Source organism: Micromonospora sp. MGP-C2 (assembly GCF_057766525.1).
This window is the reverse complement of the sequence record NZ_JBYMEN010000002.1, coordinates 5,868,368-5,891,888: the sequence shown is the minus strand read 5'-3', so window position 1 is coordinate 5,891,888 and position 23,521 is coordinate 5,868,368. Positions and strand designations below refer to the sequence as shown.

The window sequence follows — 23,521 nt, the reverse complement described above, 5'->3', positions numbered from 1 at the left end:
CAGGACCTTTCGCCGCCGCTGTGGCCGACGGCTCTGCCCGGTGGTGCGGCGGCTGCCGGTCAGGGTTTGCGGCCGACCGCGCAGTAGCCGTCCAGGTCCGTCGGCGCGCCGTCGTGCTCGGGTCGCCAGTGGGTGAACGGCACCAGACCGGGCTCGACCAGCTCCAGGCCCTCGAAGAAGCGGGCGAGCCGCTGCGGGCTGCGCAGGTGGTACGGCAGCGCGCCGCTCTCGTTGTACTGCCGGTGCGACTCGACCACGCCCGCGCTGGTGTCGGTGCCGTCGGAGAGCGCCAGGTAGCTGCCGGACGGCAGGGCGTCGAGCAGCGTGCGGATGATGGCGACCGCCTCGTCGTCGTCGCCGACGTGGCCCATGACGCCGAACAGCAGCACCGCGACGGGCCGGGTGAGGTCGAGGTGCTCGGCGGCCTGCCGGAGCACCGCCGCGGGCTCGCGCAGATCGGCGTGGATGTAGCGGGTCAGGCCCTCCGGGCTGCCAACGAGCAGCGCCCGCGCGTGCGCCAGCACCATCGGGTCGTTGTCCACGTAGACGACGCGGCTGCGCGGGTTGACCCGCTGGGCGACCTCGTGGGTGTTGTCGGCGGTGGGCAGCCCCGTGCCGACGTCGAGGAACTGCCCGATGCCCGCCTCGCCGGCGAGGAACCGCACCGCGCGGGACAGGAACGCCCGGGACTCGCGCGCCGTCTCGATCATCGCCGGGAAGAGCTGGCGTACCTGCTCACCGGCCTGGCGGTCGATCTCGAAGTTGTCCTTGCCGCCCAGCCAGTAGTTCCAGATCCGGGCCGAGTGCGGAACGGTGGTGTCGATCTTGGTGGGCTCGGTGGACCGGTGGGGTGCCGTCTCTGCCACGGGCATCCTTCCATCGGGGGAAGACACAGGGGACGACCATGCTCGCACAACTCAGCGGTACAGAAAACGGGCGCGCACCGGCCCGTGCCCGGGTCCGGGCCTGACCGCCCCGGTCACACCACCCCGGTCAGCACGGTGAGGTTCCGTGCCCGCCACTCGTCGGCCACCACATCGCTGAGTGAGCGGGACAGCAGCTGGATCGTGCCGTTCGCGGCGAGTTGGGCGACGTGCCGCTCGGTGTCGCTCAGCCACACCGACACCAGGTGCAGCCCGGCGGGCGTCATGCCCTCGGCCTGAATCTGGTGCGCCGTCCAGCCGTCGCCGGAGGAGCGCACCTCCCACAGCCGCCCGTCGAAGTCGGCGAAGACCAGCACCCAGGCCAACTCGACGTCGTCGACGCTGAAGATGCGCTGCACCGCCAGGGCGCTGGCCGGCGGCAGGCCCAGCTCCGCGGTGAGCGAACTGGTGTGCCAGCCGTCGGCGCCGAGGAAGTACAGCCGGATGTCCTGCCGGTGGTCCAGGGCGAAGAGCCGGTGCTGTTCACCGGCGCCGGCCATGCCCCACACCGGGTGGCCGGTCAACGGCAGCGGGTTCTCCTGCTGCGTGGCCCAGGTCAGCGAGAGGTTCGTCCACTGTGCCGGGCCCTCCTGGAGGATCCGCAGACCCTCCTCGTTGTCCCGGTACGCGATGACGTCCAGACCGGTGCCGTGGTCGACGTACCCGAAGGGGCGCCGATCGGGTGGCCGGCGCCGGGCTGCGAGATGTCCTCCCACGACCAGCCCTGCTCCGGCGGCTGCGACAGCCGGATCACCCGCCCGTCGTCGGCGGCGTACACGACCCGCTGGGTGTCGCCGTTGCGATAGGCGTGCGGCTGCCCGCCGGCCGGCGGCGCGCCACCGCTCTCGGCGTTCAGGTCGTTCCACCACCACGAGCCGTCGGCGAACCAGAGCTGGTGCGCCCGGTCGTCGGTGCCCCGGTACACGTAGGACGGCACCCCGTCGTGGGCGAAGAAGGCGCTGACCGCGTGACCGCGCGCCAGTCGCGGCGCGCCCAGGTCGGCGGTGAGGCGGGTGTACGCCCAGTCGTCGCCGTCGCCGAAGTACACCAGCAGGTGCTGCTCGCAGTCCGGACCGGCGACGTGGTTGTGGCCGGGCAGGACCTGCGTACCGATGCCGGAGACGAACGGCAGGCGGCCGTACATGTAACGGAAGCCGGCCTGGTCGTCGGACTTCGGCACCCGGTACCAGGTGGCGTTGCGGTACATCACGTTCTTCTTCTTGCCGTGGTGCATGCCCAGCGCGTGGCCGATCTCGTGTGTCGCGACGTGCCGGAAGTCGCTGTTGTACCAGACCTGGTCGAAGTAGCCGGGCGCGTCCCAGGCGATCTCTCGGTTGAAGATCACCGGAAGCTGACCGCCCGCCCCCGGCCAGCCCTGCGACGCCCCCCACTTCGTCACCGCGTAGACGGTGCGGAACCAGTTGCTGTCGTCGAAGACCGGGTCGTAGCCGACCGAGAAGAGGATGTCCGCCCGCGCCGGGTCGTCCACCCGGGTGAACGTCAGCGGGCCGTACCAGTTCTCCCCGAGGATCCGCCGCCACTCGTCGAACGACACCCGGATCAGCTCCTCCTTGAGCTCGTCGGTGAACCCGGGCCGGGCGTTCGGCATGTGCATGTTCCCCAGGTGGTAGGTCAGATTCGTGTGCTGGAAGTGGTGCCCCTCCACGGCGAAGCCGGCGGTTGGCGCACCCGGGTCGGCGTTCCCGCAGCCGGGCGCGGTCAGGTGGGCGACCGTCGTCGGGTCGGGCCGCCCGGTCCGGGGCAGCTCGTGGACCGTCTGGTAGGACCGGATCGCCGCGCCCAGCCCACCGGTGCTCGGGTAGCCGGCGTGGTCGAGCAGGGTGGTGACGGCCGTCAGGGGCAGCTCGGTCAGGTCGGGTTCGAGCAGCGACACCGTGCCGTCGCGGTCGTCGCCGACGTAGACCGTGCCGTCCCCGGCCACCGCGATGCCGTAGGGGCTGCGGCCGGTCAGGATCGGGTCGAGGACCTGCGGCAGGTACGGGTTGCTCGCGTCGACGAGCTGCGCGCCGCGGTCGGTCGCCGCCCAGGCCCGGGGCAGGTGCGGGTGCGCCGCGAGACCCCGCACCCCGGCCGCGGTGCCGACGGAGCCGAGCCGTACGCCGGTGTCCGGGTCGTGCACGCCGGCCAACGGGTGCACCGTGCCGCCGCCGAGCGAGCCGACGTGGACCAGGCCGTCGGCCCCGATCGCCACCGGCCCGGGTTGCAGGCGTGCGGGCTCGATCGGTGCCACCTGGAGCGAACCGTCCGGGCGCACCACGGCCAAGGCGTCCACCGGCGGCTGCACCGATTGCAGGGACAGCGTCACGAGTACGTCGCCACCGGCGCCCACCGCCAGCCGGACCGGCGCCGACGGCAGCTCGACCATCCGCCGGCTCGACGGGTCGGCGATGTTGACGACGATCAGCCGCTTGTGCGCCCAGTCGGCGACGTACAGCAGGTCGGCGGCCGGGTCGACGGTGATGGCGATGATGCCGAAGCCGATCGGGATGTCCGTGACCCGACCGGTGTCCAGCTCGCACTGCGACACGCTGTAGCTCTGCACCCCGCGGTTCATCACGTACGCGGCCCGCCGGCCCGGGTGCCAGGTCACCGCCCGGGGCTGGTGGCCGACCGGGAGGGGATCGGCCACCGGCGCCAGGGTGTGCGGGTCCAGCCGGTGTAGCCGTCCCCACCCGGCGGCGGGGTAGTGGGCCACCAGCAGCGTCGACCCGGCGACGGCGAGGCCGTGGATCGAGCCCGGATCGTCCGGGGTGCCGAGCGGCACCTGTCGCTGCGGCGACTTGCTGCGGATCGCTTCATCGGTCATCGGAGCTCCCTTCCCACGTCCGGCCGGGATGACTGGACGCAACGCTAGGGAGCAGCATGGATAGATCGGTATCGGTAAGCCGTCACTGCCGTATGCGGGACGCTCCCCGGGGCCGTCGCCGCCCGCCTCGCGGAGGACGCCCGCGCCGACCGGGTTCCCGATGTGGTGGTAGGCGTGCTGGCCGGTGAGGTCGACCTCGGCGCCCCGCCCGGCCTGGTCGCCCAACTCGCGGAGTTGGCTCCGGGCGCCGAGCTGGTCGTGCAGCCGGGCGCGGGGCACTACCCGTGGCTTGACGACGCCGACAGGTTCACTGCCAGGGTCTCGACGTTCCTGCGCTTTCAGCCCCGGTAGTCGTTCTGGTGGATGCCACCCTGCGGGGGCGCGCCGTACGAGCCAGGGAACCCGCCCACCTGCCCGAGGTGCAGTACCGCGGTCGGAGCGTCGGCCATGCTCCCACCGGCCGGCGCCAACAGCTGGGTCGTCGAGGGAACACCCGCCTCCGCCACCGCGTCCCGGGTGTTCCTCAGGCGCATCACCACCAGAGAGAGCGCGCCCACGCCCGCGGCGACCAGCAGGCCACCCAGGAGCAGGAAGGGCAACGAACTGCTTCCCTCCTCGCTGACGGCCTTGAGGGTGGGCAGCGCAGCCTGGGGGGTGTCCTCGCCCACCTCCTCCGCGGCGAGAGGGCTTGCCTCCACGGCGGGCGACGCCGACGTCCTGGTGGGCGCTGCCACCGCCGAGAGGGTCAGCCCCACGGTCGCGACGTCACCGGCAGTGCCTCGTACGGTCGTGCGAGCGGTGCCGTAGCCGTCCATGGTCGCGCGGACGGTGATGGTGCCCTCGGCGATCGGCTTGCCGTCGCTCGACGTGATCGAGAACTGGCCGCTGCGGTTGCTGGTCGTCCGGTATTCGTGCCCGGCGCTGTCCGTGACGGTCAGGTTCACGCCGCCGATTGCCTTTCCGCTGGCGTCGCGGACCCGGCCGGAGACACTTTTCACCCCGGCTGCCGGCTTGTCCCCGCCGGATGGCGACGCACCCGGGCCGTGGACGTAGACCGTCCTGTGGTCATAGCTGTTCTGCCCGGCAAGCCGCACGGCGACTGAGATGTTGAGGCCGGTGATCTCATTCGGACGAGCCGCAGGGGCGACGAGCGTCGTGTCGAAGGTCTGGCTCCGGCCGGGTCCCAGCTTCGGCTCTGCCCGGCATCCGGAGGTGCATCGCAGGCCGCCGCCGACCACCACGATGGCCGTTTCGGCCCTGCTGCCGGTGTTGGTGACGCTGAACCGCACGCGCACCGTCTCGTTGGGCTTCACGTTCTCCGCCGACACGCTCAGAATCCGGACGGGCTGCGGGGCGGCCGTCGCGGGCGCCGCCGACACCGCGAACGTCCCCCCGATCAGCGTGATCAATGCGGCCGCTCGGGTCCATCGGACACATAGGCGCGTCGTCACTTCCAACCACCTTCAGCAAGAGCAGGCAACACCGGTCGATGGCACCGCGGGCCACTATGCCCTGTCCGGGACGGGTTGCGCGACCCACCACCGACGTCTGGCCGGAGGACACAACAGTGCCAGGGACGGGTCTGAGCGAGTCGAATGCGCCTGTCGCTGGTGTCGGGTTGAGTCTCCAGCGGGGGAGACAGCAGGGTGGGGACATGAACGGGAAACCGCTGTACACGATCGGCGACCTGGCCGAGCGAACCGGCCTGAGCGTCAAGACGATCCGGTACTACGCCGACCGGGGAATCGTGCCGCCCACCGACCGGAGCCCCGCCGGCTACCGCCTGTTCGACGCCGAGGCGGTCGCCCGACTGGAACTGGTCCGCACCCTGCGCGAGCTGGGCGTGGACCTGGCCACCGTTCGTCGCGTGGTGAACCGCGAGGTGACCCTGCCCGAGGTGGCCGCCGCGCACGCCGAGGCGTTGGCGGTGCAGATCCGGGTGCTGCGGCTGCGCCAGGCGGTGCTCACCGTCGCGGCGAGGCGCGGGGCGGGCCCGGCGGAGGTGGACGATCTGCACCGTCTGGCCCAGCTCACCACTCGCGAGCGGGGGCACCTGGTGGGCGACTTCCTGAACACCGTCTTCGCTGGTCTGCGCGACCAGCCCACCTCGCCCGGCGTCGTCGTGTCGATGACACCGAGCCTGCCCGACGAGCCCAGCACCGAGCAGGTCGAGGCGTGGCTGGAGCTGGCCGAGCTGTGCCAGGACGCCAGTTTCCTGGCGAGCATGCGACGGTTGGCGCGCCAGCACGCCGCCGACCACGACGTCCCGGGACTGCCGCGCCCGGACGCCGTCGCGGTGGTTCGGGACGCGGTGGCACCCGCCCTGGCGGCCGGTCTCGATCCGACCGCTCCCGAGGCGGATGCCGTGGTCGCGAGGGTCATCGACCGGTACGCGCGTCTGCGGGGGCGCCCTGACGACGCCGACCTGCGCCAGCGGCTGCTCGACCGACTGACCGTGGCGAACGATCCCCGCCGGGACCGCTATGTCGACCTGTTGTCGGTGCTCAACGGCTGGTCGACCGGCGACGCGGTCGCCCCGGCGGCGGAGTGGTTCATCCAGGCCCTACGCGCCCGGATGCCCGAACCGGCTCGCTGAGCCGACTCGCGGCGTCACCCGAACCAGGTCATCGCCTGGCCGTGGCCCCGGGCCCAGGCCAACGGCCTGCCATCCAACGCGAGGACGTTGTGCATGGCATCGTCCGGCGGGTCGGGCAGTCCGTCGTGCCGCAGCACCTCCGGGGCCTCGTTCCCGATCCAGTGACCGGGCAGCTCATGGACCAACCGGACGAACTCCTCCCGGCGCGGCGGCGGCACCTGGTAGAGCACTGACGTGTGGAAGACCACCAGCGTCGCGTCGGCCGGTGCCCGGGCGGCCAGCGCCGGCAGGTCGTCCACCAGATCGCCGCGAACCAGCAGCGGCGGGTCGGCCGCGGCGACCGCCGCAGCGGCGCGCAGCCGGGCCCGCCGGTGCGCGTGCTCCGGCCAGATCAACGCGTCCAACCAGGACACGTCGCCGGGGTCGGTCGCGTCGAGAGGGTTGAGGTCCAGGCCGGCCCGCCACACCACCTGGGGTACGCGGGTCGGCGGCACCAGACCGCTGGCCGCGCACTCCAGGACCGGCTCGCCGGAGCCGACCTGGTGCTTGCCGTAGCGGTACGCGTACCGGTCGGGGTAGAGGCAGAGCCCGGCGGACGCGCCGACCTCCAGCAGGGCGAGGGGCTGCGGCAGCGCGGCGAGCACCGGCAGCAGGACCGCACACCGGCCGCTCTCGTTCGTCTGGGTGGCCCGGGTTAGCAGCTCCGCCTTGACGGCGGGCCAGTGCGTCACCGTGAAGTCGTGAAAGGCGGCCGGGTCGTCGACCGGGCCGCCGAGCCAGCGGACGACGCTGAACAACAGGTTGGGCTGCCGCTTGGCCGGCGGAAGCGCATCAAGCAGGGCGAGCAGGGCATCGTCGTGGGCGACGGCATGCGAGAGACGCTCATAGGTGGGCGACACCCCGCGCGCCTCCCGCCTGCCGAACTCCGCGTACGCCTCGGCGGTCGTCATGCCCTCATCGTCGCAGCCCGTTCCTCGGTAATTCAGCCCCCGTTCCCGTGCGCTGCCTCACCCGCCTCCTCGAGTGCTGCGGCCCCGTGACCGACTCGGGTTTCGTGAAGTCGGGGTGTCCTGGCGAGGTTGATGCACCGGTTTCCTGGAACGCGAGTCGATCAAAAACGCCGCGAGCGCGGCAGGTGATCCCTGCCGCGCTCGCGGATCTCGCGTTCGTACGTCAGCTGCAGCCGCTGGTGGAACCGCAGCCCTCGCAGACGTAGCAGCTGCCGGCCGGGCGCATCTTCGTGCCGCAGGTGAAGCAGAGCGGCGCGTCGGCGGCCTTGCCGATCACGGCCTCCAGCAGTTCCGTGCTGGAACCCACACTCGGCGCCGGCTTGGCGGCGGCCACGTCGGCCATCTCCTGGGCCGGCTGGGCGACGGCCTCCGACTTGGCCGGGGCCTCCACGGGCGCCGAGGACGCCATCGCGGTGAGCTCGGCACCGGTGACGCCGGCGGCCTCCGCGTCGGCCTCGGCCCGCAGTTGGGCGGCCCGCTCCGAAGCGGTGAAGATGCCCAACTCGGCGCGGCGCTCATACGGCAGGAAGTCCAGCGCCAGGCGACGGAAGATGTAGTCCATCACCGAGGCCGCCATCCGCACGTCCGGGTCGTCGGTCATGCCGGCCGGCTCGAAGCGCATGTTGGTGAACTTGCTGACGAACGTCTCCAGCGGCACGCCGTACTGCAGACCGATGCTGATGGCCACCGAGAAGGCGTCCATCACCCCGGCCAGGGTCGAGCCCTGCTTGGACATCTTGAGGAAGACCTCGCCGAGGCCGTCGTCCGGGTAGGACGACGCGGTGAGGTAGCCCTCGGCACCTCCGACGGAGAAGCTGACCGTCTCGGACGGGCGCTTCTTCGGCAGGCGCTTACGCACCGGCCGGTACTCGATGACCTTCTCCACCGCGACCGGCGCGGTCTCGACGGCGGCCGGCTCGGTGGCCTTGTTGGACTTCGCGACCGAGAGCGGCTGACCGACCTTGCAGTTGTCCCGGTAGATCGCCAGCGCCTTGAGGCCGAGCTTCCAGCCCTCGAAGTAGATCTTCTCGACGTCCTCGACGGTGGCCGCCTCCGGCATGTTGACCGTCTTGGAGATCGCGCCGGAGACGAACGGCTGGATGGCCGCCATCATCCGCACGTGACCCATCGGGGCGATCGTCCGCTCCCCCATGGCGCAGTCGAAGACCGGGTAGTGCTCCGGCTTGAGGCCGGGGGCGTCCACCACGTGGCCGTGGTCGGCGATGTGCTCGACGATCGCCTCGACCTGCTCCTCGGGGTAGCCGAGGCTGCGCAGGGCGCGCGGAACCGTCTGGTTGACGATCTGCATCGAGCCGCCGCCGACCAGCTTCTTGAACTTGACCAGCGCCAGGTCCGGCTCAACGCCGGTCGTGTCGCAGTCCATCATGAAGCCGATCGTGCCGGTCGGGGCGAGGACGCTCGCCTGCGCGTTGCGCCAGCCGAACTTGTCACCGATCTTGTTGCCCTGGGTCCACTGCTTGGTCGCCTCGCGGACGATCGCGGTGGCCACCGGGCTGGTCGGCTTGATCTCGTCGTTGGCCGCGGCGTGCTTGCGCATGACCCGCTTGTGCGGCTCGGCGTTGCGGGCGTAGCCGTCGTACGGGCCGACGACGCCGGCCAGCTCGGCGGAACGGCGGTAGGCGGTGCCGGTCATCAGCGACGTGATCGACGCGGCGACCGAGCGGCCCTGGTCCGAGTCGTACGGCAGGCCGGTGGCCATCAGCAGGGCGCCGAGGTTGGCGTAGCCGATGCCGAGCTGCCGGTAGGCGCGGGAGGTCTCACCGATCTTCTCGGTCGGGAAGTCCGCGAAGCAGATCGAGATGTCCATCGCGGTGATGACGAACTCGACGGACTTGACGAACTTCTCCACCTCGAAGCCACCGTCGGCGCGGAGGAACTTCATCAGGTTGAGCGAGGCCAGGTTGCACGAGGAGTTGTCCAGGTGCAGGTACTCCGAGCACGGGTTCGACGCGGTGATCCGCCCGGTCTCCGGGCAGGTGTGCCAGTCGTTGATCGTGTCGTCGTACTGCAGGCCCGGGTCGGCGCACTCCCAGGCGGCCTGGGAGATGGTGCGGAACAGCTTCTTGGCGTCGACGGTGTCGATCACCGAGCCGTCCAGCCGACCGCGCAGGTCGAAGCCGCCGCCGTTCTCCACCGCCGACATGAACTCGTCGGAGACCCGGACCGAGTTGTTGGCGTTCTGGTACTGCACGCTGACGATGTCGGAGCCGCCGAGGTCCATGTCGAACCCGGCGTCGCGCAGGGCGCGGATCTTGTGCTCCTCGCGCGCCTTCGTGACCACGAACTCCTCGATGTCCGGGTGGTCCACGTCGAGGATGACCATCTTGGCCGCCCGGCGGGTCGCGCCGCCGGACTTGATGGTGCCGGCGGAGGCGTCGGCGCCACGCATGAAGCTGACCGGGCCCGAGGCGGTGCCGCCGGAGGAGAGCAGCTCACGCGACGAGCGGATCCGCGACAGGTTGACCCCGGAGCCGGAGCCGCCCTTGAAGATCAGCCCCTCCTCCTTGTACCAGTCGAGGATCGAGTCCATCGAGTCGTCGACGGCCAGGATGAAACAGGCGCTGACCTGCTGCGGCGACGGCGTGCCGACGTTGAACCAGACCGGCGAGTTGAAGCTGAACACCTGGTGCAGCAGCATCCAGGTCAGCTCGTGGTCGAAGATCTCGGCGTCGGCCGGGCTGGCGAAGTAGCCGTACTCCTCGCCCGCGGTGCGGTAGGTGGTGACCACCCGGTCGATCAGCTGCTTGAGCGACCACTCCCGCTCCGGGGTCCCCACCGCGCCCCGGAAGTACTTGGTGGTCACGATGTTGGCCGCGTTGACGCTCCACGACTGCGGGAACTCGACCCCCCGCTGCTCGAAGTTGATCGAGCCATCCCGCCAGTTCGTCATCACGACGTCGCGGCGCTCCCAGGTGGCCTCGTCGTACGGGTGGACCCCCTCGGTCGTCCACACCCGCTCGATCTTCAGCCCCGCGCCTGCCTTGTTTCGTGAACGGCTAGTTGTCACGCCGTCGCCCCCCTCGTCTGCGCGGTCACCCACCGCGCGTCCCAATCTCTTGAAAAAGTGTGAAGATTCAGCTGGTACGGCCGGCGGCCTCAACCGCATCGGCCCTGCCCTGCCCCCGGGCGCGCGCCGCGGCCCGCAACGTCTCGATCTCGCGCTCGAAGTCCGCGAGTGAGTCGAAGGAGCGGTAGACGCTGGCGAACCGCAGGTAGGCGATCTCGTCCAGGTCGCGCAGTGGCCCCAGGATCGCCAGGCCCACGTCGTGGCTGGGGATCTCGGCGGCCCCCTTGGCCCGGACCGTCTCCTCCACCCGCTGCGCGAGCAGCGCGAGTGAGTCGTCGTCCACCGGCCGGCCCTGGCACGCCTTGCGCACCCCGCCGATGATCTTCGTACGACTGAACGGCTCGGTCACCCCGCTGCGCTTGACGACAGCGAGGACCGCCTCCTCGACGGTGGTGAACCGCTTGCCGCATTCCGGGCAGGAACGCCGCCGTCGGATGAGCTGGCCGTCGTCGGCCTCCCGCGAGTCGACCACCCGGGAGTCAGCGTGCCGGCAGTACGGACACCGCATCGCCCACCTCCTAAAAATGATCAACTGCGCCCACACCGGACACTCCCGGGCACGACTCACCACGGCGGTGCCACCCTCGGATGGCGCCCGCCGTGATCGACGTTACGGGAGTGCGGTCGGTAGTCGGACCCAACCTGTGGGCAACTTACGCCCGTGTCACTACTACATCTAGGGGTTGACCGTATGTCGCTGGGGAAGCCGGGTCAAGTTGACCGGCGTGTCCGGCGCGTCACGGACCATCCGGTCATCCGCGACCATCGGCACGCCCGAAGACCCAACGCGAACGCCCCGCCCGGGTTACCGGCCAGCGGGCCAGAGTGACAGGGAAAACGGCTGATGATCGAACACCAGTGCTACCTGACGTACCATTTATCAGAACATCCGTACGACCGGAGCGGTTTTCACCCCGACACGCCGGTGAGAGGTCGTACAGATGTTTGAAAATGACCGATCTCACCTATACGGTCATGAACAACGTGGCACCACCGCACGCACCACGAGCCGACGAGGCACCCAGCGCCGACCAGGGAGGACGGACGTGACCGAGGACCGGGCCAGCCGGCCGAAGAGCCCGCAGCAGATCACCGAGGCGGGCCCGCCGGCCACCACCCGACGCCGCAGCGCCGCGCGCAGCCGGACGGGTCAGCCCGCCGTGCGCCAGGTCACCCCGGTGGTCAGCGCCTTCCCCGACCCGGCGACGATCGACCTGACCGCTCGCCAGCGTCGCATCCTGGAGTTCATCCGCACCTGGGTCGAGCGGCACGGCTACCCGCCGAGCGTCCGCGAGATCGGCGAGGCCGTCGGCCTGGTGTCGCCGTCCAGCGTCGCCTACCAGCTCAAGGAGTTGGAGAAGAAGGGCTTCCTGCGCCGCGACCCGAACCGGCCGCGCGCGGTGGACGTCCGTGCTCCCAGCGAGGCCATCGACGACGAGCTGTCCCGGGCGCAGCGACCGACCCCGGCGTACGTGCCGATGCTCGGTCGGATCGCCGCCGGTGGGCCGATCCTCGCCGAGCAGGCCGTGGAGGACATCTTCCCGCTCCCCCGCGAGCTGGTGGGCGAGGGTGAAGTCTTCATGCTCCAGGTCAAGGGCGACTCGATGCTCGACGCGGCGATCTGCGACGGCGACTGGGTCGTCGTGCGGCAGCAGCCGACCGCCGACTCCGGCGAGATCGTGGCCGCCATGCTTGACGGCGAGGCGACCGTGAAGACCTACCGACGGCGCGACGGGCACGTCTGGCTGATGCCGCAGAACCCGGCCTTCGACCCGATCCCCGGTGACGACGCCACCATCATGGGCCGGGTCGTGGCGGTCTTGCGCCGAATCTGAGCGGCCGGCGGGTGGGTGCCCACGGCGCCCACCCACGCCCGCTGTTCAGAAGCGCGGCCCACCCACGCCCGCTGTTCAGGCGCGCGGCCTACCCGCGTTGGTTGTTCAGGGGCGCGTGAGCGCGGCGACGCTCATCAGTAGCGGTCGCCTCGATAGCCGCGGCCGCCCCCGGGATACTGCCCGTACGGATCGACGGGCCCGTCGTCGTCACGCCGGCGGCCGGGCCGCTGGCCCCGCTGGTCGGGTTCCTGCCCACCGCGCCGGGGCGGCTCCGCCCGACCGGCGCCGGGCTGGCCGCCGCCATCGCCGTACACACCGCCGCCAGGACGACCGCCCCCACTCTGCGGACGACCGCCAGCACCCTGTGCGCGACCGCCACCACTGGCCGGAGGGCGACCGCCGCCAGCAACCGGAGGACGAGCGCCACCACTGACCGGGGGACGACCTCCGCCGGCTGGGGGACGACCTCCGCCGTACACGCCGCTGCCGGCGTCCGGCCGTGGCGTGCCGTAGCCACCGTCAGCCGGGCGACCACCGCCGCCGTACACCGCACCACCCGCCGGGGCCGGGCCGCCGCGACCCGCGGCACCGCCGTAGACCGCGCCACCCGCTGGCGCGCCACCACCGTAGACACCGCTCTTCCGGCCGGTGGGCCCCGCGGGCCCGTCGGCGGCACGACCGGCACGTGGGCCTGACGGCTCACCATCCGGGTCCGCCGAGTCGGGCCCGTCGGCGGCCGGCGGCCGTCGGCGAGCCCGGACGATGCCGATGATCCCGGCGCCGACCAACAGGAGGCCGATCAACCCGACGGCGCCGACCAGGTAGGTGATGTCGTCGAGGCTCAGACCGTCGGTCCACGACTTCGCCGCGGCCGGTTTGGCACCGCCGGCCGCTGCGAGTGGCGCCGCTGTCGAGGTGGACGGTGTGTAGCTGAGGATGTCGAGGGGCTCGTCCTCGGCGAAGCGGGCCGCGTCGGAGACGGTCAGGAACGACTTCCCGTCCGGCGTGTAGCTGATGGCCTCGCCGAACGGGTCGGCCAACGCCGTCACCCGGGGCTTGCCGGTGGTGAGCGCGCCGACGATGTCGCCGCCGCTCACGTCGTACTCGAAGGCGTCCGCGTAGGTGCGGAGGACCACCCGGGAGCCGTCCGGGGACCGGGCCGCGCCGGTGATGGCGATCCGACCGAACGTGTTGAGCGGGTTCTCCGTCTGCGTCTTGGGCAACTCGATCTCGCCGGCCCTGCTCATCGGCACCGGGTCGGTGTCGCCGCTCTTCAGGGCCGCCGTCGGGGTGTAGATCTCGGCCTTGCCGCTGGTCACCTTCGTGATGATGAGCGGCTTACCGTCGTCGCCGATGAGCAACGCCTCGGCGTCGCGCGGTTTGGCCTCGGGGTACGCGAGCCGGTGCAGCGTCGGCTGCTTGGTGCCGGTGACCGGCATCGACCAGAGCGCGATGCGGCTGCGGCGCTCCTTCGAGTCGGCGTTGTCGCCGATGTCGGCGATCCAGAGGGTGCTGCCGTCCTTGGAGAGAGCCAGATCCTCGGTGTCGAAGGGGCCCTGCCCGGAGTATCGGACCGGCTCCTTCGAGATCTTGCACTTGCTGTCGAGGAAGAAGACCCGCTTGCGTGCCGGGACCTCGGTGCCATCGTTGATGACGATGTAACCGCTCTTGGTCGCGACCAGCCCGGACAGCTCCCGCAGGCGCTCGTCGACGATCGTGCACCGCTTCTGACCGGCAGCGGCAGCGGGCAGCCCCGACGACACGGGCGCGGGGGCCGCAGCGGCGACTCCGGCGAGCGCCACGGTTGCCCCGAACAGGCCGAGGGCAACCGTGACCGAGGAAACAACGCGGCGCATTCGGCCAGTGTCGCATGCCACGCGTTTCAGGTGGATGACGCCGTGGGGCTCAGGACCGGGTGCCGGCCGCCTGTCCCTGCCGCGCGACGTCGAACGGCGCCAGCTCCGCAGCCAGCTCCGCACTGACGCGGACGTGCAGCAGGGTGCCCTCCGGCAGGTGCGACGTGCTGAGCACCTCGCCGGTGCGGTGCACCCGGGACACCAGGTCACCCCGGTCGTACGGCAGGACCGCCCGGACCTCGACGGCCGGCTGCGGCAGCCGGTCCTCGATGGCCGAGCGCAGGTCCTCGATGCCCCTGCCGGAGTACGCCGATACGAAGATCGCGTCCGGCCAGAGCCGCTTGAGCCGCAGCAGAGTGTCCTCGTCGGCGGCGTCGGTCTTGTTGACCACCAGCAGCTCGGGGAGACGATCCGCGCTCACCTCGGCGAGCACCTCGTGCACCGCCCGGACCTGCTCCTCCGGATCCGGGTGGGTGCCGTCGACGACGTGCACCACCAGATCCGCCTCCGCGACCTCCTCCAGCGTCGAGCGGAACGCCTCGACGATCTGGTGCGGGAGGTGCCGGACGAAGCCGACCGTGTCGGAGAGCGTGTAGATCCGCCCGTCCGAGGCGGTGGCCTTACGGGTGGTCGGGTCCAACGTCGCGAACAGCGCGTTCTCCACCAGCACACCCGCGTCCGTCAGCCGGTTGAGCAGGCTCGACTTGCCGGCGTTGGTGTAGCCCGCGATGGCCACGGCGGGGATCGAGTTGCGGGTGCGTCGGGCACGCTTGGTGACGCGTACCGTGCGCATGTTCTTGATCTCGCGGCGCAGCCGGGAGATGCGGTGGCGGATCCGCCGCCGGTCGGTCTCCAGCTTGGTTTCACCGGGACCACGCACACCCACACCGCCACCGGCGCCGCCGCCCCGGCCGGAACCACCGGTCTGCCGGGAGAGCGTCTCACCCCAACCGCGCAGTCGGGGCAGCAGGTATTGGAGCTGGGCCAGCTCGACCTGCGCCTTACCTTCCTTGCTCTTGGCGTGCTGGGCGAAGATGTCGAGGATCAGCGCCGTCCGGTCGACAACCTTGACCTTGGTGCGCTGCTCCAGGTTGCGCAGCTGCGACGGCGACAGCTCACCGTCGCAGATGACCGTGTCGGCACCGGTGGAAAGCACCACCGCGCCGAGGTCGTCGACCTTGCCGCGGCCAATGTACGTCGCCGGGTCGGGTCGTGTGCGACGCTGAATGAGCCCTTCGAGCACCTGCGAACCGGCCGTCTCGGCCAGCGCGGCAAGCTCGGTCAGCGAATTTTCCGCATCGGCGATCGTGCCCTCGGTCCAGACGCCCACCAGGACGACCCGCTCCAGCCGCAGCTGGCGGTATTCCACCTCGGTGACGTCGGTGAGCTCGGTTGACAGGCCCGGGACGCGTCGCAGGGACTGCCGCTCCGACAGCTCCATCTCGCCGGTGGTGACGTCGTCGAGCTCGTCCTCGACGGGGACAAAGCTCTCCTGGTCTCGCAAGCGGTTCTCCTGTCCGTTTTGATAAGTAGAACGTAATCCTGACATGACACAACGCCGAACGCACCTGCTATATGCCCATGCTGAAGGTCGCCAAAAGTGGGGGCGAATGCTGGTCGGACTCGACAACCCGGTAGAAATGCGGGCGGCGGCCGACTGGCCGCACAGCCGTGACGGAGGGATCCCGTGGCCATCACCCGACTGCCGAGCGCCGGATTTTCAATCACCATCCGGATCGCCGTAACCGCGGACGCCTCATCGATCGGCCGGCTCACCACCTCGGTCGGCGAGGCCGGGGCGATCGTCACGGCGCTGGACGTGGTGGACTCGGACCCGACCCACGTGATCGTCGACCTGACCTGCGACACCGCCGACGCCGGCCACGCCGACCAGGTGGTCGACGCGTTGACCGCGCTGGACGGCGTGGACGTCCGCAAGGTGTCGGACCGGACGTTCCTCCTGCACCTCGGCGGCAAGATCGAGGTGACCTCGAAGGTCGCGCTGCGCAACCGTGACGAGCTGTCCCGGGCGTACACCCCTGGGGTGGCCCGGGTCTGCATGGCGATCGCCGAGAACCCGGCGGACGCCCGGCGGCTGACCATCAAGCGCAACACCGTCGCGGTGGTCAGCGACGGCTCGGCGGTGCTCGGCCTGGGCAACCTGGGCCCGGCCGCGTCGCTGCCAGTGATGGAGGGCAAGGCGGCGCTGTTCAAGCGCTTCGGCGGGGTGGATGCCTGGCCGGTGGTGCTGGACACCCAGGACACCGACGAGATCGTGCAGATCGTCAAGGCGATCGCGCCCGCGTACGGCGGGATCAACCTGGAGGACATCGCCGCGCCGCGCTGCTTCGAGATCGAGGCCCGGCTGCGCGAGGCGCTGGACATCCCGGTCTTCCACGACGACCAGCACGGCACCGCGATCTGCGTGCTGGCGGCGCTGACCAACGCGCTGCGGGTGGTCGGAAAGCGGCTCGAGGACGTCCGCGTGGTCGTCTCGGGCGCCGGCGCGGCCGGCACCGCGATCATGAAGCTGCTGCTGCGCCAGGGCGTCGGCGACATCATCGCGTACGACCGGGAGGGCGCCCTGCACCGCGGGCTGACCGGGCTCAACTCGGCGTGGCAGTGGCTGGCGGAGAACACCAACAAGGAGAACTACTCGGGCGACCTGCCGGGTGCGATCCGGGGTGCCGACGTGTTCATCGGGGTGAGCGCGCCGAACCTGCTCACCGGCGACGACATCGCCCAGATGGCGAAGGACTCGATCGTCTTCGCGCTCGCCAACCCGGACCCGGAGGTCGACCCCCGGGAGGCGCGCAAGCACGCCGCCGTGGTCGCCACCGGTCGCTCGGACCAGCCGAACCAGATCAACAACGTGCTCGCCTTCCCCGGTGTGTTCCGCGGCATGCTCGACGCGCACGCCGAGGAGTTCACCGAGGAGATGGCCCTCGCGGCCGCCCAGGCCATCGCCGACGTGGTCGGTGAGGACAAGATCAACCCGACGGTGATCGTGCCGAGCGTCTTCGACTCCCGGGTCGCCCCGGCGGTCGCCGCCGCCGTCCGCGCCGCCGCGAACAACCCCAGCCCACTTCCGGCAGCCGACCCCGGCCCGTCGGACCTCCCCGAGATCGCGGCCAACGCCAGCGCGACCCCCTGACGCGCTCCCCTTGTTGATCAAGAGGTTTGCGTCAGGATCCGCGTTGTTCCTGACGCAAACCTCTTGATCAACCCAGGTGGCGGGGCAGGGCGCTGATCAACCCGGGTGGCGGGGCAGGGCGCTGGGGTCCAGCTCGCCTGTTGCCACCAGGACGGCTGGGCCGGACAACCAGCAGGAGTCCGCCGTCACCGTGACCGTCACGCGGCCACCGGGCACGTCCACGGCGACCACTCCGGTGTCCCGTCCGGCGTCACGCAGGGCCACCGCGCCCACCGCGCAGGCACCGGTGCCGCAGGACAACGTCTCGGCGCTGCCACGCTCATACACCCTCATCAGGCTGTGCGCGTCGGTGGCGTCGACCGGGTCGCCCGCCACGATGAACTCCACGTTCACCCCGCTCGGGAAGACCTCCGGGTCGAACCCGGGCGCGGTCGTCAGGTCCAGCGCGGACAACTCCACACCCGCCGGCAGGACGCAGACCAGGTGCGGGTTGCCGACGTCCACCACCGCACCGGTCAGGGTCAGCCCGCCGAGGGTGGCGGCGGAGCTGTCGTACACCTGGGGGCGGCGCATCTCGACGGACACCACGTCGCCCTCGACCAGCGCGCGCACGACGCCGGCCCGGGTGGCCACCGGCAACGCCGCGCCGGCGGGCGTGGCCAGCCCGGTGTCGAGCAGGTAGCGCACGAAGACCCGGGCACCGTTGCCGCACATCTCGGCGAACGAACCGTCGGCGTTCCAGTAGTCCATGAACCACTCGGCCTCGCCGGCCAGCCCGGCGCCCTCCGGATGCTTGGCCGCGCGGACCACCCGCAGCACGCCGTCCGCGCCGATGCCCCGCCGCCGGTCGCAGAGCGCCGCGACCAGCTCCGGGGTCAGGTCGAGCTGACCGTCCGGGTCGGGAAGGAGGACGAAGTCGTTGCCGGTGCCGTGGCCCTTGGTGAACTCCACGCCCCCATCATCGCGCAGCCGCGGGCACCAGACGGAGGGCGGCCCCGATCAGGTCCGGAGTCGCCGAATCCAGCCAGTGGATCCGCGGGTCACGCCGGAACCACGACCGCTGCCGGCGGACGAAACGCCGGGTGGCGCGAACCGTCTCGTCGTGCGCCTGCGACTCCGTCAGCTCACCGGCGAGCATGCGCAGCACCTGCTGGTAGCCCAGCGCCCGGCTCGCCGTCCGCCCTTCGGGCAGCCCCCGCCCGACCAGTTCGCGGGTCTCCGACACCAGGCCGTCAGCCCACATCCGGTCGACCCGCAGGGCGATCCGCTCGTCCAGCAGCCCGGTGTCCAGGTCGACGCCGAGCTGCACCGACGGGTAGTACGGCGTCGGCTGCGGCAGCGAGGCGGTGAACGGCGCACCGGTGAGCTCGATCACCTCCAGGGCCCGGACGATCCGCCGACCGTTGCCGGGCAGGATGCCGTCCGCGGCGACCGGGTCGGCGGCGCGCAGCCGCGCGTACAGCGGCGCGGGGCCGACCTCGGCCAACTCGCGTTCCAACCGCTCCCGCAGCACCGCGTCGGTGCCGGGGAACTCGAAACGCTCCAGCACCGCCCGCACGTACAGCCCGGACCCACCGACCAGCAGCGGCACCCGACCCCGGGACAGGATGTCGTCCACCGCCGCGCGGGCCAGCCGCTGGTACTCCGCGACGCTCGCCGGCTCGGTGACGTCCCAGATGTCCAGCAGGTGGTGCGGCACCCCGTCCCGTTCGGCCACGGTCAACTTGGCGGTGCCGATGTCCATACCCCGGTAGAGCTGCATCGAGTCGGCGTTGACCACCTCGCCGTCGAGGGCGTGCGCCAACGCGATGCTCAGCGCCGACTTGCCCGCCGCGGTCGGGCCGACCACCGCGACGACAGTGCCCCCCGCAGTGCCCCCCGCGTCGCTGGTCACACCCGCTCCCAGGACGCCACGAAGTAGGCGACACCGTAGGGGGCCGCGTCGTGCAGCAACTCGCCGCGCCATCCCCCGCCGGCCGCGCGGGCCGCGCTGGCGAGCACCTGCCAGGGCGCGCGGCCGGCGGCCTTCAGCTCCGCCGACACCACCGGGTCGAGGGCGAGCAGGACGTCCAGGTCCGCGTCGGCCAGCGCCCCGGCAACCCGCTGGTCGTACGGGAGGGCGCGCGGGTCGTCGTACCCGGGTGACTTCTCTCCCCGGCAGGCCGACCCGTCCCCGAGCACCAGCAACGCCACCCGGTCACCCGTGGCGGACACCTCGTCGGCGAGCGCGGAAAGCTCGGCCAGACCGGCGTCGGCGGCCACCTGCACGGCGGTCAGCGACGGTCGCGCGTCGTGCCGGGCCAGCAGCCACGCGCCGATGGCCAGGCTCAACGGCAGCACCGCCCCCCGATCGGGCTGACCGGGGACCAGCGGCACGTCCAGGTCGACACCCCAGGGCTGCAGGGAACCCGTGGCCGGGGGGCGGATCGGCCCGGTCACCGGACCGGTGCCGAGCAGCACCACGCGGTCCGGGTCGGCTGCCAGCAACCGGCGTACGGCGGTGTCGCAGGCCGTCCGCAGGTCGTCCAGCTCGGGGGTTGCGGAGCCGGCCACCTCCGGCACGAGCAGGGGCGGATGCGGGCAGACAGCGGCGGCGACCAGTGGCACCCGTTCACCGTAGCGGGAATCCCCGGTGCGTCTCCGCGCCGATCCGGTCATTCGGCCCCTAGGACACCGTATGGTCACGGTCGGCGATAGGCGCTCGACGCGGACCGGGTAAGACCTGTGACAATGCCGGAAGCAACTTGGCTGCGCCGTGGCGGCGACGGGGGTCCATTCCCTCGACGCCGGGAGAACGAGGATGGGCACATGAGCGACTGGACTGCCTTCGGACGGGTGGACGCGGACGGCACCGTATACGTCAAGACCACCGAGGGTGAGCGGGTGGTCGGATCCTGGCAGGCGGGTGCGCCGGAGGAAGGTCTGGCACACTTCGCGCGCCGCTTCGCCGATCTGGTCACCGAGGTGGATCTGACCGAAGCGCGGCTCAAGTCGGGTGCGGCGGATGCCGGGCACTCGCTGAGCACGATCCGGCGGATCCGCGCCACGCTCCCCGAGGCCAACGTCGTCGGCGACATCGACGCCCTGGCCGCTCGCCTGGACAAGCTGGCGACCCTCGCCGAGGAGAAGGCCGGTGAGGCGCGCGCCGCCCGGGACGCCGCTCGCGGTGAGGCCCTGGCCCGCAAGACCGCGCTGGTCGAGGAGGCCGAGAAGCTCGCTGCCGAATCCACCGGTTGGAAGACCGCCGGGGACCGGCTCAAGGAGATCCTCGACGAGTGGAAGACCATCCGTGGGGTCGACAAGAAGGCCGACGGTGAGCTGTGGAAGCGGTTCGCCGCCGCCCGGGACGGTTTCACCCGACGTCGGGGCGCCCACTTCGCCTCCCTGGACTCGCAGCGCAAGCAGGCGCAGACAGTCAAGGAGGAGCTGGTCGCCGAGGCGGAGAAGCTCCAGGAATCCACCGACTGGGCCGCCACCGCCAACCAGCTCAAGGATCTGATGACCCAGTGGAAGGCCGCGCCGCGCGCCTCCAAGGAGGCCGAGCAGAAGCTCTGGGAACGATTCCGGGGTGCGCAGGACGCCTTCTTCAGCCGGCGCAGTGAGGTCTTCTCCGCCCGGGACAACGAGCAGCGCGGCAACCTGGAGCGCAAGCAGGCCCTGCTCGCCGAGGCCGAGGCGCTGGACATCGACGCCGACCCGAAGGGCGCCCAGGCCAAGCTGCGGGAGATCCAGGCACAGTGGCACGAGGCCGGCCGGGTCCCCCGCGAGGCGGCTGCCGGGCTGGAGCGCCGGCTGCGCGCCATCGACGACAAGGTCCGCGACGTGATGGACTCGGCGTGGCGCCGCACCACCAAGGAGGACAACCCGCTGCTCGCCCAGATGCGGGCGCAGGTGGCGGAAGCCGAGGACCGGCTGGCCCGGGCGCAGAGCGCCGGGGACGCACGCCGGATCAAGGAAGCCGAGCAGGCGCTCACCGCCAAGCGGCAGTTCCTCCAACTCGCCGAGCAGGCTGGCTGAGCTGACGTCTTCCGGAGCCCCCGTTCCCTGAGAGGGGACCGGGGGCTCCCGCGTGTCCAAGGCCTTCGCGGCCGGCGCCCCGTCCAAGATCCTCGCAACTTCCCCGAAACTGCTGCCTCAGATGCGCCGGAGGCAGCAGTTTCCCTGAAGTTGCCGGCTTGCCGGGGCGCGGGGCGGGGCGGGGGGCGGGGGGCGGGGCGCGGGACGGGACGCGGGACGGGACGCGGGGCGCGGGGCCGGCACGGGGCGCGGGCGCGGGGCGGTGGGTGGGGCCAGCCGGACGGCTGGTTGACGCATTGAAGACTGCTGATCAGAATGAGCGACAGAGCCAGGTCGGGCATCGACGCGAGGGCGCTGACGGCGGTACGACGTCGTCGGGGATCGTCGGTGTGCGTTACGCGAGTGATCACGTCCGCGTGACATGGGTCGTTCCGCGCTGTGCGCGTACTCCTGAGGGAGCGTGACGGGCGGACGGCCTTCCCCGGTCTTCCGCCCGCGCCGCCGACGGCGGCGTCGGGCATCCGAAGTGGAGCTCGCATGCACCGTCCCACCTCTTTCGGCGGCGCGCTGGCCGCGCTCGCCACCGCCGCGGCTGGCGCGCTCGTCGCCGTCGCGGTCAGCACCGGTCCGGCGGTCGCCGCGCCGGGTGGCACCGGCACCGGTTACCTGCACACCAGCGGCAATCAGATCGTGGACAGCACCGGCGCCACGGTCCGGTTGACCGGTATCAACTGGTTCGGCATGGAGACCGACAACAAGACCTTCCACGGGCTGTGGTCGAACAACCCGTGGCGGGGGCAGCTCGACACGATGGCCCGGCTGGGTTACAACACGTTGCGGGTGCCGTACTCGAACGACGCGCTGAAGCCGGGCGCGACCGCCAGCGGGATCAACGACTTCGTCAACCCGGATCTGGTCGGGTTGTCGCCGTTGCAGATCCTGGACAAGGTGATCGACTACGCCGGCAGCAAGGGGATGCGGATCATCCTGGACCGGCACCGGCCGACGGCGGCCGGGCAGTCGCCGCTGTGGTACACGTCGACGGTTTCCGAGGCGACCTGGATCAACGACTGGAAGATGCTGGCCCAGCGGTACGCGGGCAACCCCACGGTGATCGGCGCGGACCTGCACAACGAGCCGCACGCCGAGGGCACCAACCCGGCGGCCACCGGCGCGTGCTGGGGCTGCGGCGACACCACCCGGGACTGGCGGCTCGCCGCCGAGCGGGCCGGTAACGCGATCCTCGGCGTCCAACCCAACTGGTTGATCTTCGTGGAGGGGGTGAGCTGCCCCAGCGGTGGCCTCTCCAACGTGTGGGACGGCGACACCAGCAACGACGAGGACTGTGGCTGGTGGGGTGGCAACCTGTCCAAGGCCGGTCAGTTCCCGGTACGGCTGAACGTGGCGAACCGCCTGGTCTACTCGCCGCACGAGTACGCCACCTCGGTCTACCGGCAGAGCTGGTTCGACGCCCCGGACTACCCGGCGAACATGCCGGCCATCTGGGACAAGTACTGGGGTTACCTGTACAAGCAGAACATCGCGCCGATCATGATGGGTGAGTTCGGCAGCACCCTGGCGGACCCGAAGGACAGGGTGTGGCTGGAGAAGTTGATGGCCTACACCGGCACCGGGGTGACCGGGATGTCCTTCACCTACTGGTCGTGGAACCCGAACTCGGGTGACACCGGCGGCATCGCGCTGGACGACTGGACGAACGTCAACACCACCAAGCAGGCGATCCTCCAGCCGTACCTGATCGCGCCGACCGGTGGCGGCACCACCACCCCACCGCCCGACGGACCGACGGACCCGCCCACCGGCGCCTGCACTGCCAGCTACCGGCAGGTCAACTCCTGGCAGGGCGGCTTCCAGGGTGAGTTGACAGTGAAGAACACCGGCTCCGCCGCGGTGAACCCGTGGTCGGTCACCTGGGCCTGGCCGTCCGGGGTGACGTTGGGCAGTGGCTGGAACGCCACGGTCTCCCAGTCCGGCACGACGGTCACCGCGGCCGCGCCGGGGCACGCCCCGTCGCTGTCGGCGGGCGGGTCGGTCACCGTGGGCTTCACCGCCAACGGGACCGCCAGCGCGCCGGGCACGGTGAAGCTCAACGGCGCCAGCTGCTGAGCTGTCGGGACGGCCGGCGCTTCGCGCGTCGGCCGTCCGCCGGCGCCGGTCGGGTCACGGTCTGAACGAGGGCCCCTTGTCGTGGTGC

Annotated in this window: 18 protein-coding genes; 6 read left to right on the top strand and 12 right to left on the bottom strand. The window is 71.3% G+C overall.

Annotation, left to right across the window (positions count from 1 at the left end; genetic code table 11):
* Positions 1-59 precede the first annotated feature (59 nt).
* The 3 genes from AC3CF1_RS27085 to AC3CF1_RS27075 form a co-directional block, all read right to left on the bottom strand.
* The gene (locus tag AC3CF1_RS27085) at positions 60-872 is read right to left on the bottom strand and encodes an SAM-dependent methyltransferase (RefSeq protein WP_354983927.1); all 813 of its coding nucleotides are present in this window, start codon (positions 870-872) and stop codon (positions 60-62) included.
* A 107-nt stretch (positions 873-979) separates the two neighbouring features.
* Positions 980-1,447, bottom strand: coding sequence for a hypothetical protein (locus AC3CF1_RS27080; protein ID WP_488451558.1), 468 nt, complete (start codon positions 1,445-1,447; stop codon positions 980-982).
* A gap of 32 nt (positions 1,448-1,479) precedes the next feature.
* Positions 1,480-3,750 (bottom strand): matrixin family metalloprotease, encoded by a 2,271-nt coding sequence (locus AC3CF1_RS27075; RefSeq protein WP_488451557.1) that lies wholly within the window; start codon positions 3,748-3,750, stop codon positions 1,480-1,482.
* Between the two features lie 174 nt (positions 3,751-3,924).
* On the opposite strand from AC3CF1_RS27075, the gene AC3CF1_RS27070 reads away from it, so the two are divergent.
* Positions 3,925-4,101, top strand: a complete 177-nt coding sequence (locus AC3CF1_RS27070) for an alpha/beta fold hydrolase (protein WP_488451556.1) — start codon at positions 3,925-3,927, stop codon at positions 4,099-4,101.
* Here the strand turns inward: AC3CF1_RS27070 and AC3CF1_RS27065 are convergent.
* Positions 4,089-5,201: a carboxypeptidase-like regulatory domain-containing protein gene (locus AC3CF1_RS27065; protein ID WP_488452136.1), complete on the bottom strand. Its 1,113-nt coding sequence runs from the start codon at positions 5,199-5,201 to the stop codon at positions 4,089-4,091. The two genes, AC3CF1_RS27070 and AC3CF1_RS27065, sit on opposite strands and share 13 nt — an antisense overlap.
* 203 nt (positions 5,202-5,404) lie before the next feature.
* Between AC3CF1_RS27065 and AC3CF1_RS27060 the strand changes: the two genes are divergently transcribed.
* Positions 5,405-6,346 carry a MerR family transcriptional regulator gene (locus tag AC3CF1_RS27060; RefSeq protein WP_354983923.1) on the top strand — a complete coding sequence of 314 codons (942 nt, stop codon included), beginning with the start codon at positions 5,405-5,407 and terminating at the stop codon, positions 6,344-6,346.
* 14 nt (positions 6,347-6,360) lie between these two features.
* Here AC3CF1_RS27060 and AC3CF1_RS27055 read toward each other — a convergent pair whose 3' ends face one another.
* The 3 genes from AC3CF1_RS27055 to nrdR all read right to left on the bottom strand — a co-directional run bounded on the left by AC3CF1_RS27055 (position 6,361) and on the right by nrdR (position 10,952).
* Positions 6,361-7,296, bottom strand: a complete 936-nt coding sequence (locus tag AC3CF1_RS27055; RefSeq protein ID WP_488451555.1) for a DUF2332 domain-containing protein — start codon at positions 7,294-7,296, stop codon at positions 6,361-6,363.
* Positions 7,297-7,519: 223 nt separating this feature from the next.
* Positions 7,520-10,384: a vitamin B12-dependent ribonucleotide reductase gene (locus AC3CF1_RS27050; RefSeq protein ID WP_488451554.1), complete on the bottom strand. Its 2,865-nt coding sequence runs from the start codon at positions 10,382-10,384 to the stop codon at positions 7,520-7,522.
* A 67-nt stretch (positions 10,385-10,451) separates the two neighbouring features.
* Positions 10,452-10,952, bottom strand: a complete 501-nt coding sequence (gene nrdR, locus AC3CF1_RS27045; RefSeq protein WP_088946781.1) for a transcriptional regulator NrdR — start codon at positions 10,950-10,952, stop codon at positions 10,452-10,454.
* Between the two features lie 538 nt (positions 10,953-11,490).
* Here nrdR and lexA point away from each other — a divergent pair.
* Positions 11,491-12,279, top strand: a complete 789-nt coding sequence (gene lexA, locus AC3CF1_RS27040; protein WP_088946780.1) for a transcriptional repressor LexA — start codon at positions 11,491-11,493, stop codon at positions 12,277-12,279.
* Positions 12,280-12,413: 134 nt separating this feature from the next.
* Here lexA and AC3CF1_RS27035 read toward each other — a convergent pair whose 3' ends face one another.
* Together AC3CF1_RS27035 and hflX are read right to left on the bottom strand one after the other, a co-directional pair.
* Positions 12,414-14,135 (bottom strand): hypothetical protein, encoded by a 1,722-nt coding sequence (locus AC3CF1_RS27035; protein WP_488451553.1) that lies wholly within the window; start codon positions 14,133-14,135, stop codon positions 12,414-12,416.
* Positions 14,136-14,184: 49 nt separating this feature from the next.
* Positions 14,185-15,639, bottom strand: a complete 1,455-nt coding sequence (gene hflX / locus AC3CF1_RS27030; RefSeq protein WP_088946778.1) for a GTPase HflX — start codon at positions 15,637-15,639, stop codon at positions 14,185-14,187.
* A 183-nt stretch (positions 15,640-15,822) separates the two neighbouring features.
* Between hflX and AC3CF1_RS27025 the strand changes: the two genes are divergently transcribed.
* Complete coding sequence (locus AC3CF1_RS27025; RefSeq protein WP_354983919.1) at positions 15,823-17,289, top strand: NAD-dependent malic enzyme; 1,467 nt, start codon at positions 15,823-15,825, stop codon at positions 17,287-17,289.
* A gap of 96 nt (positions 17,290-17,385) precedes the next feature.
* On the opposite strand, the gene dapF is transcribed toward AC3CF1_RS27025, so the two are convergent.
* Genes dapF through AC3CF1_RS27010 form a run of 3 tightly spaced genes read right to left on the bottom strand, consistent with a single transcriptional unit; the run spans position 17,386 to position 19,947 of the window.
* Positions 17,386-18,240: a diaminopimelate epimerase gene (dapF, locus tag AC3CF1_RS27020; protein WP_488451552.1), complete on the bottom strand. Its 855-nt coding sequence runs from the start codon at positions 18,238-18,240 to the stop codon at positions 17,386-17,388.
* A gap of 7 nt (positions 18,241-18,247) precedes the next feature.
* The gene (gene miaA, locus AC3CF1_RS27015) at positions 18,248-19,255 is read right to left on the bottom strand and encodes a tRNA (adenosine(37)-N6)-dimethylallyltransferase MiaA (RefSeq protein WP_412769049.1); all 1,008 of its coding nucleotides are present in this window, start codon (positions 19,253-19,255) and stop codon (positions 18,248-18,250) included.
* Positions 19,180-19,947, bottom strand: coding sequence for a class III extradiol dioxygenase subunit B-like domain-containing protein (locus AC3CF1_RS27010; protein ID WP_488451551.1), 768 nt, complete (start codon positions 19,945-19,947; stop codon positions 19,180-19,182). Before AC3CF1_RS27010 ends, miaA begins: the two co-directional genes overlap by 76 nt.
* A 150-nt stretch (positions 19,948-20,097) precedes the next feature.
* On the opposite strand from AC3CF1_RS27010, the gene AC3CF1_RS27005 reads away from it, so the two are divergent.
* The gene (locus AC3CF1_RS27005; protein ID WP_141908317.1) at positions 20,098-21,306 is read left to right on the top strand and encodes a DUF349 domain-containing protein; all 1,209 of its coding nucleotides are present in this window, start codon (positions 20,098-20,100) and stop codon (positions 21,304-21,306) included.
* Between the two features lie 537 nt (positions 21,307-21,843).
* On the top strand, positions 21,844-23,433 hold the full coding sequence (locus tag AC3CF1_RS27000; RefSeq protein ID WP_488451550.1) for a cellulase family glycosylhydrolase: 1,590 nt from the start codon (positions 21,844-21,846) through the stop codon (positions 23,431-23,433).
* Positions 23,434-23,521 lie beyond the last annotated feature (88 nt).

Bases quoted from the DNA above. Each gene is read 5' to 3' on its own strand.
- AC3CF1_RS27010 (WP_488451551.1), bottom strand. From the start codon at position 19,947: ATGACCGGATCGGCGCGGAGACGCACCGGGGATTCCCGCTACGGTGAA.
- AC3CF1_RS27075 (WP_488451557.1), bottom strand. From the start codon at position 3,750: ATGACCGATGAAGCGATCCGCAGCAAGTCGCCGCAGCGACAGGTGCCG.
- nrdR (WP_088946781.1), bottom strand. From the start codon at position 10,952: ATGCGGTGTCCGTACTGCCGGCACGCTGACTCCCGGGTGGTCGACTCG.
- miaA (WP_412769049.1), bottom strand. From the start codon at position 19,255: ATGGCGCGGCGAGTTGCTGCACGACGCGGCCCCCTACGGTGTCGCCTA.
- AC3CF1_RS27005 (WP_141908317.1), top strand. From the start codon at position 20,098: ATGAGCGACTGGACTGCCTTCGGACGGGTGGACGCGGACGGCACCGTA.
- AC3CF1_RS27085 (WP_354983927.1), bottom strand. From the start codon at position 872: ATGCCCGTGGCAGAGACGGCACCCCACCGGTCCACCGAGCCCACCAAG.
- AC3CF1_RS27035 (WP_488451553.1), bottom strand. From the start codon at position 14,135: ATGCGCCGCGTTGTTTCCTCGGTCACGGTTGCCCTCGGCCTGTTCGGG.
- AC3CF1_RS27000 (WP_488451550.1), top strand. From the start codon at position 21,844: ATGCACCGTCCCACCTCTTTCGGCGGCGCGCTGGCCGCGCTCGCCACC.
- AC3CF1_RS27060 (WP_354983923.1), top strand. From the start codon at position 5,405: ATGAACGGGAAACCGCTGTACACGATCGGCGACCTGGCCGAGCGAACC.
- AC3CF1_RS27055 (WP_488451555.1), bottom strand. From the start codon at position 7,296: ATGACGACCGCCGAGGCGTACGCGGAGTTCGGCAGGCGGGAGGCGCGC.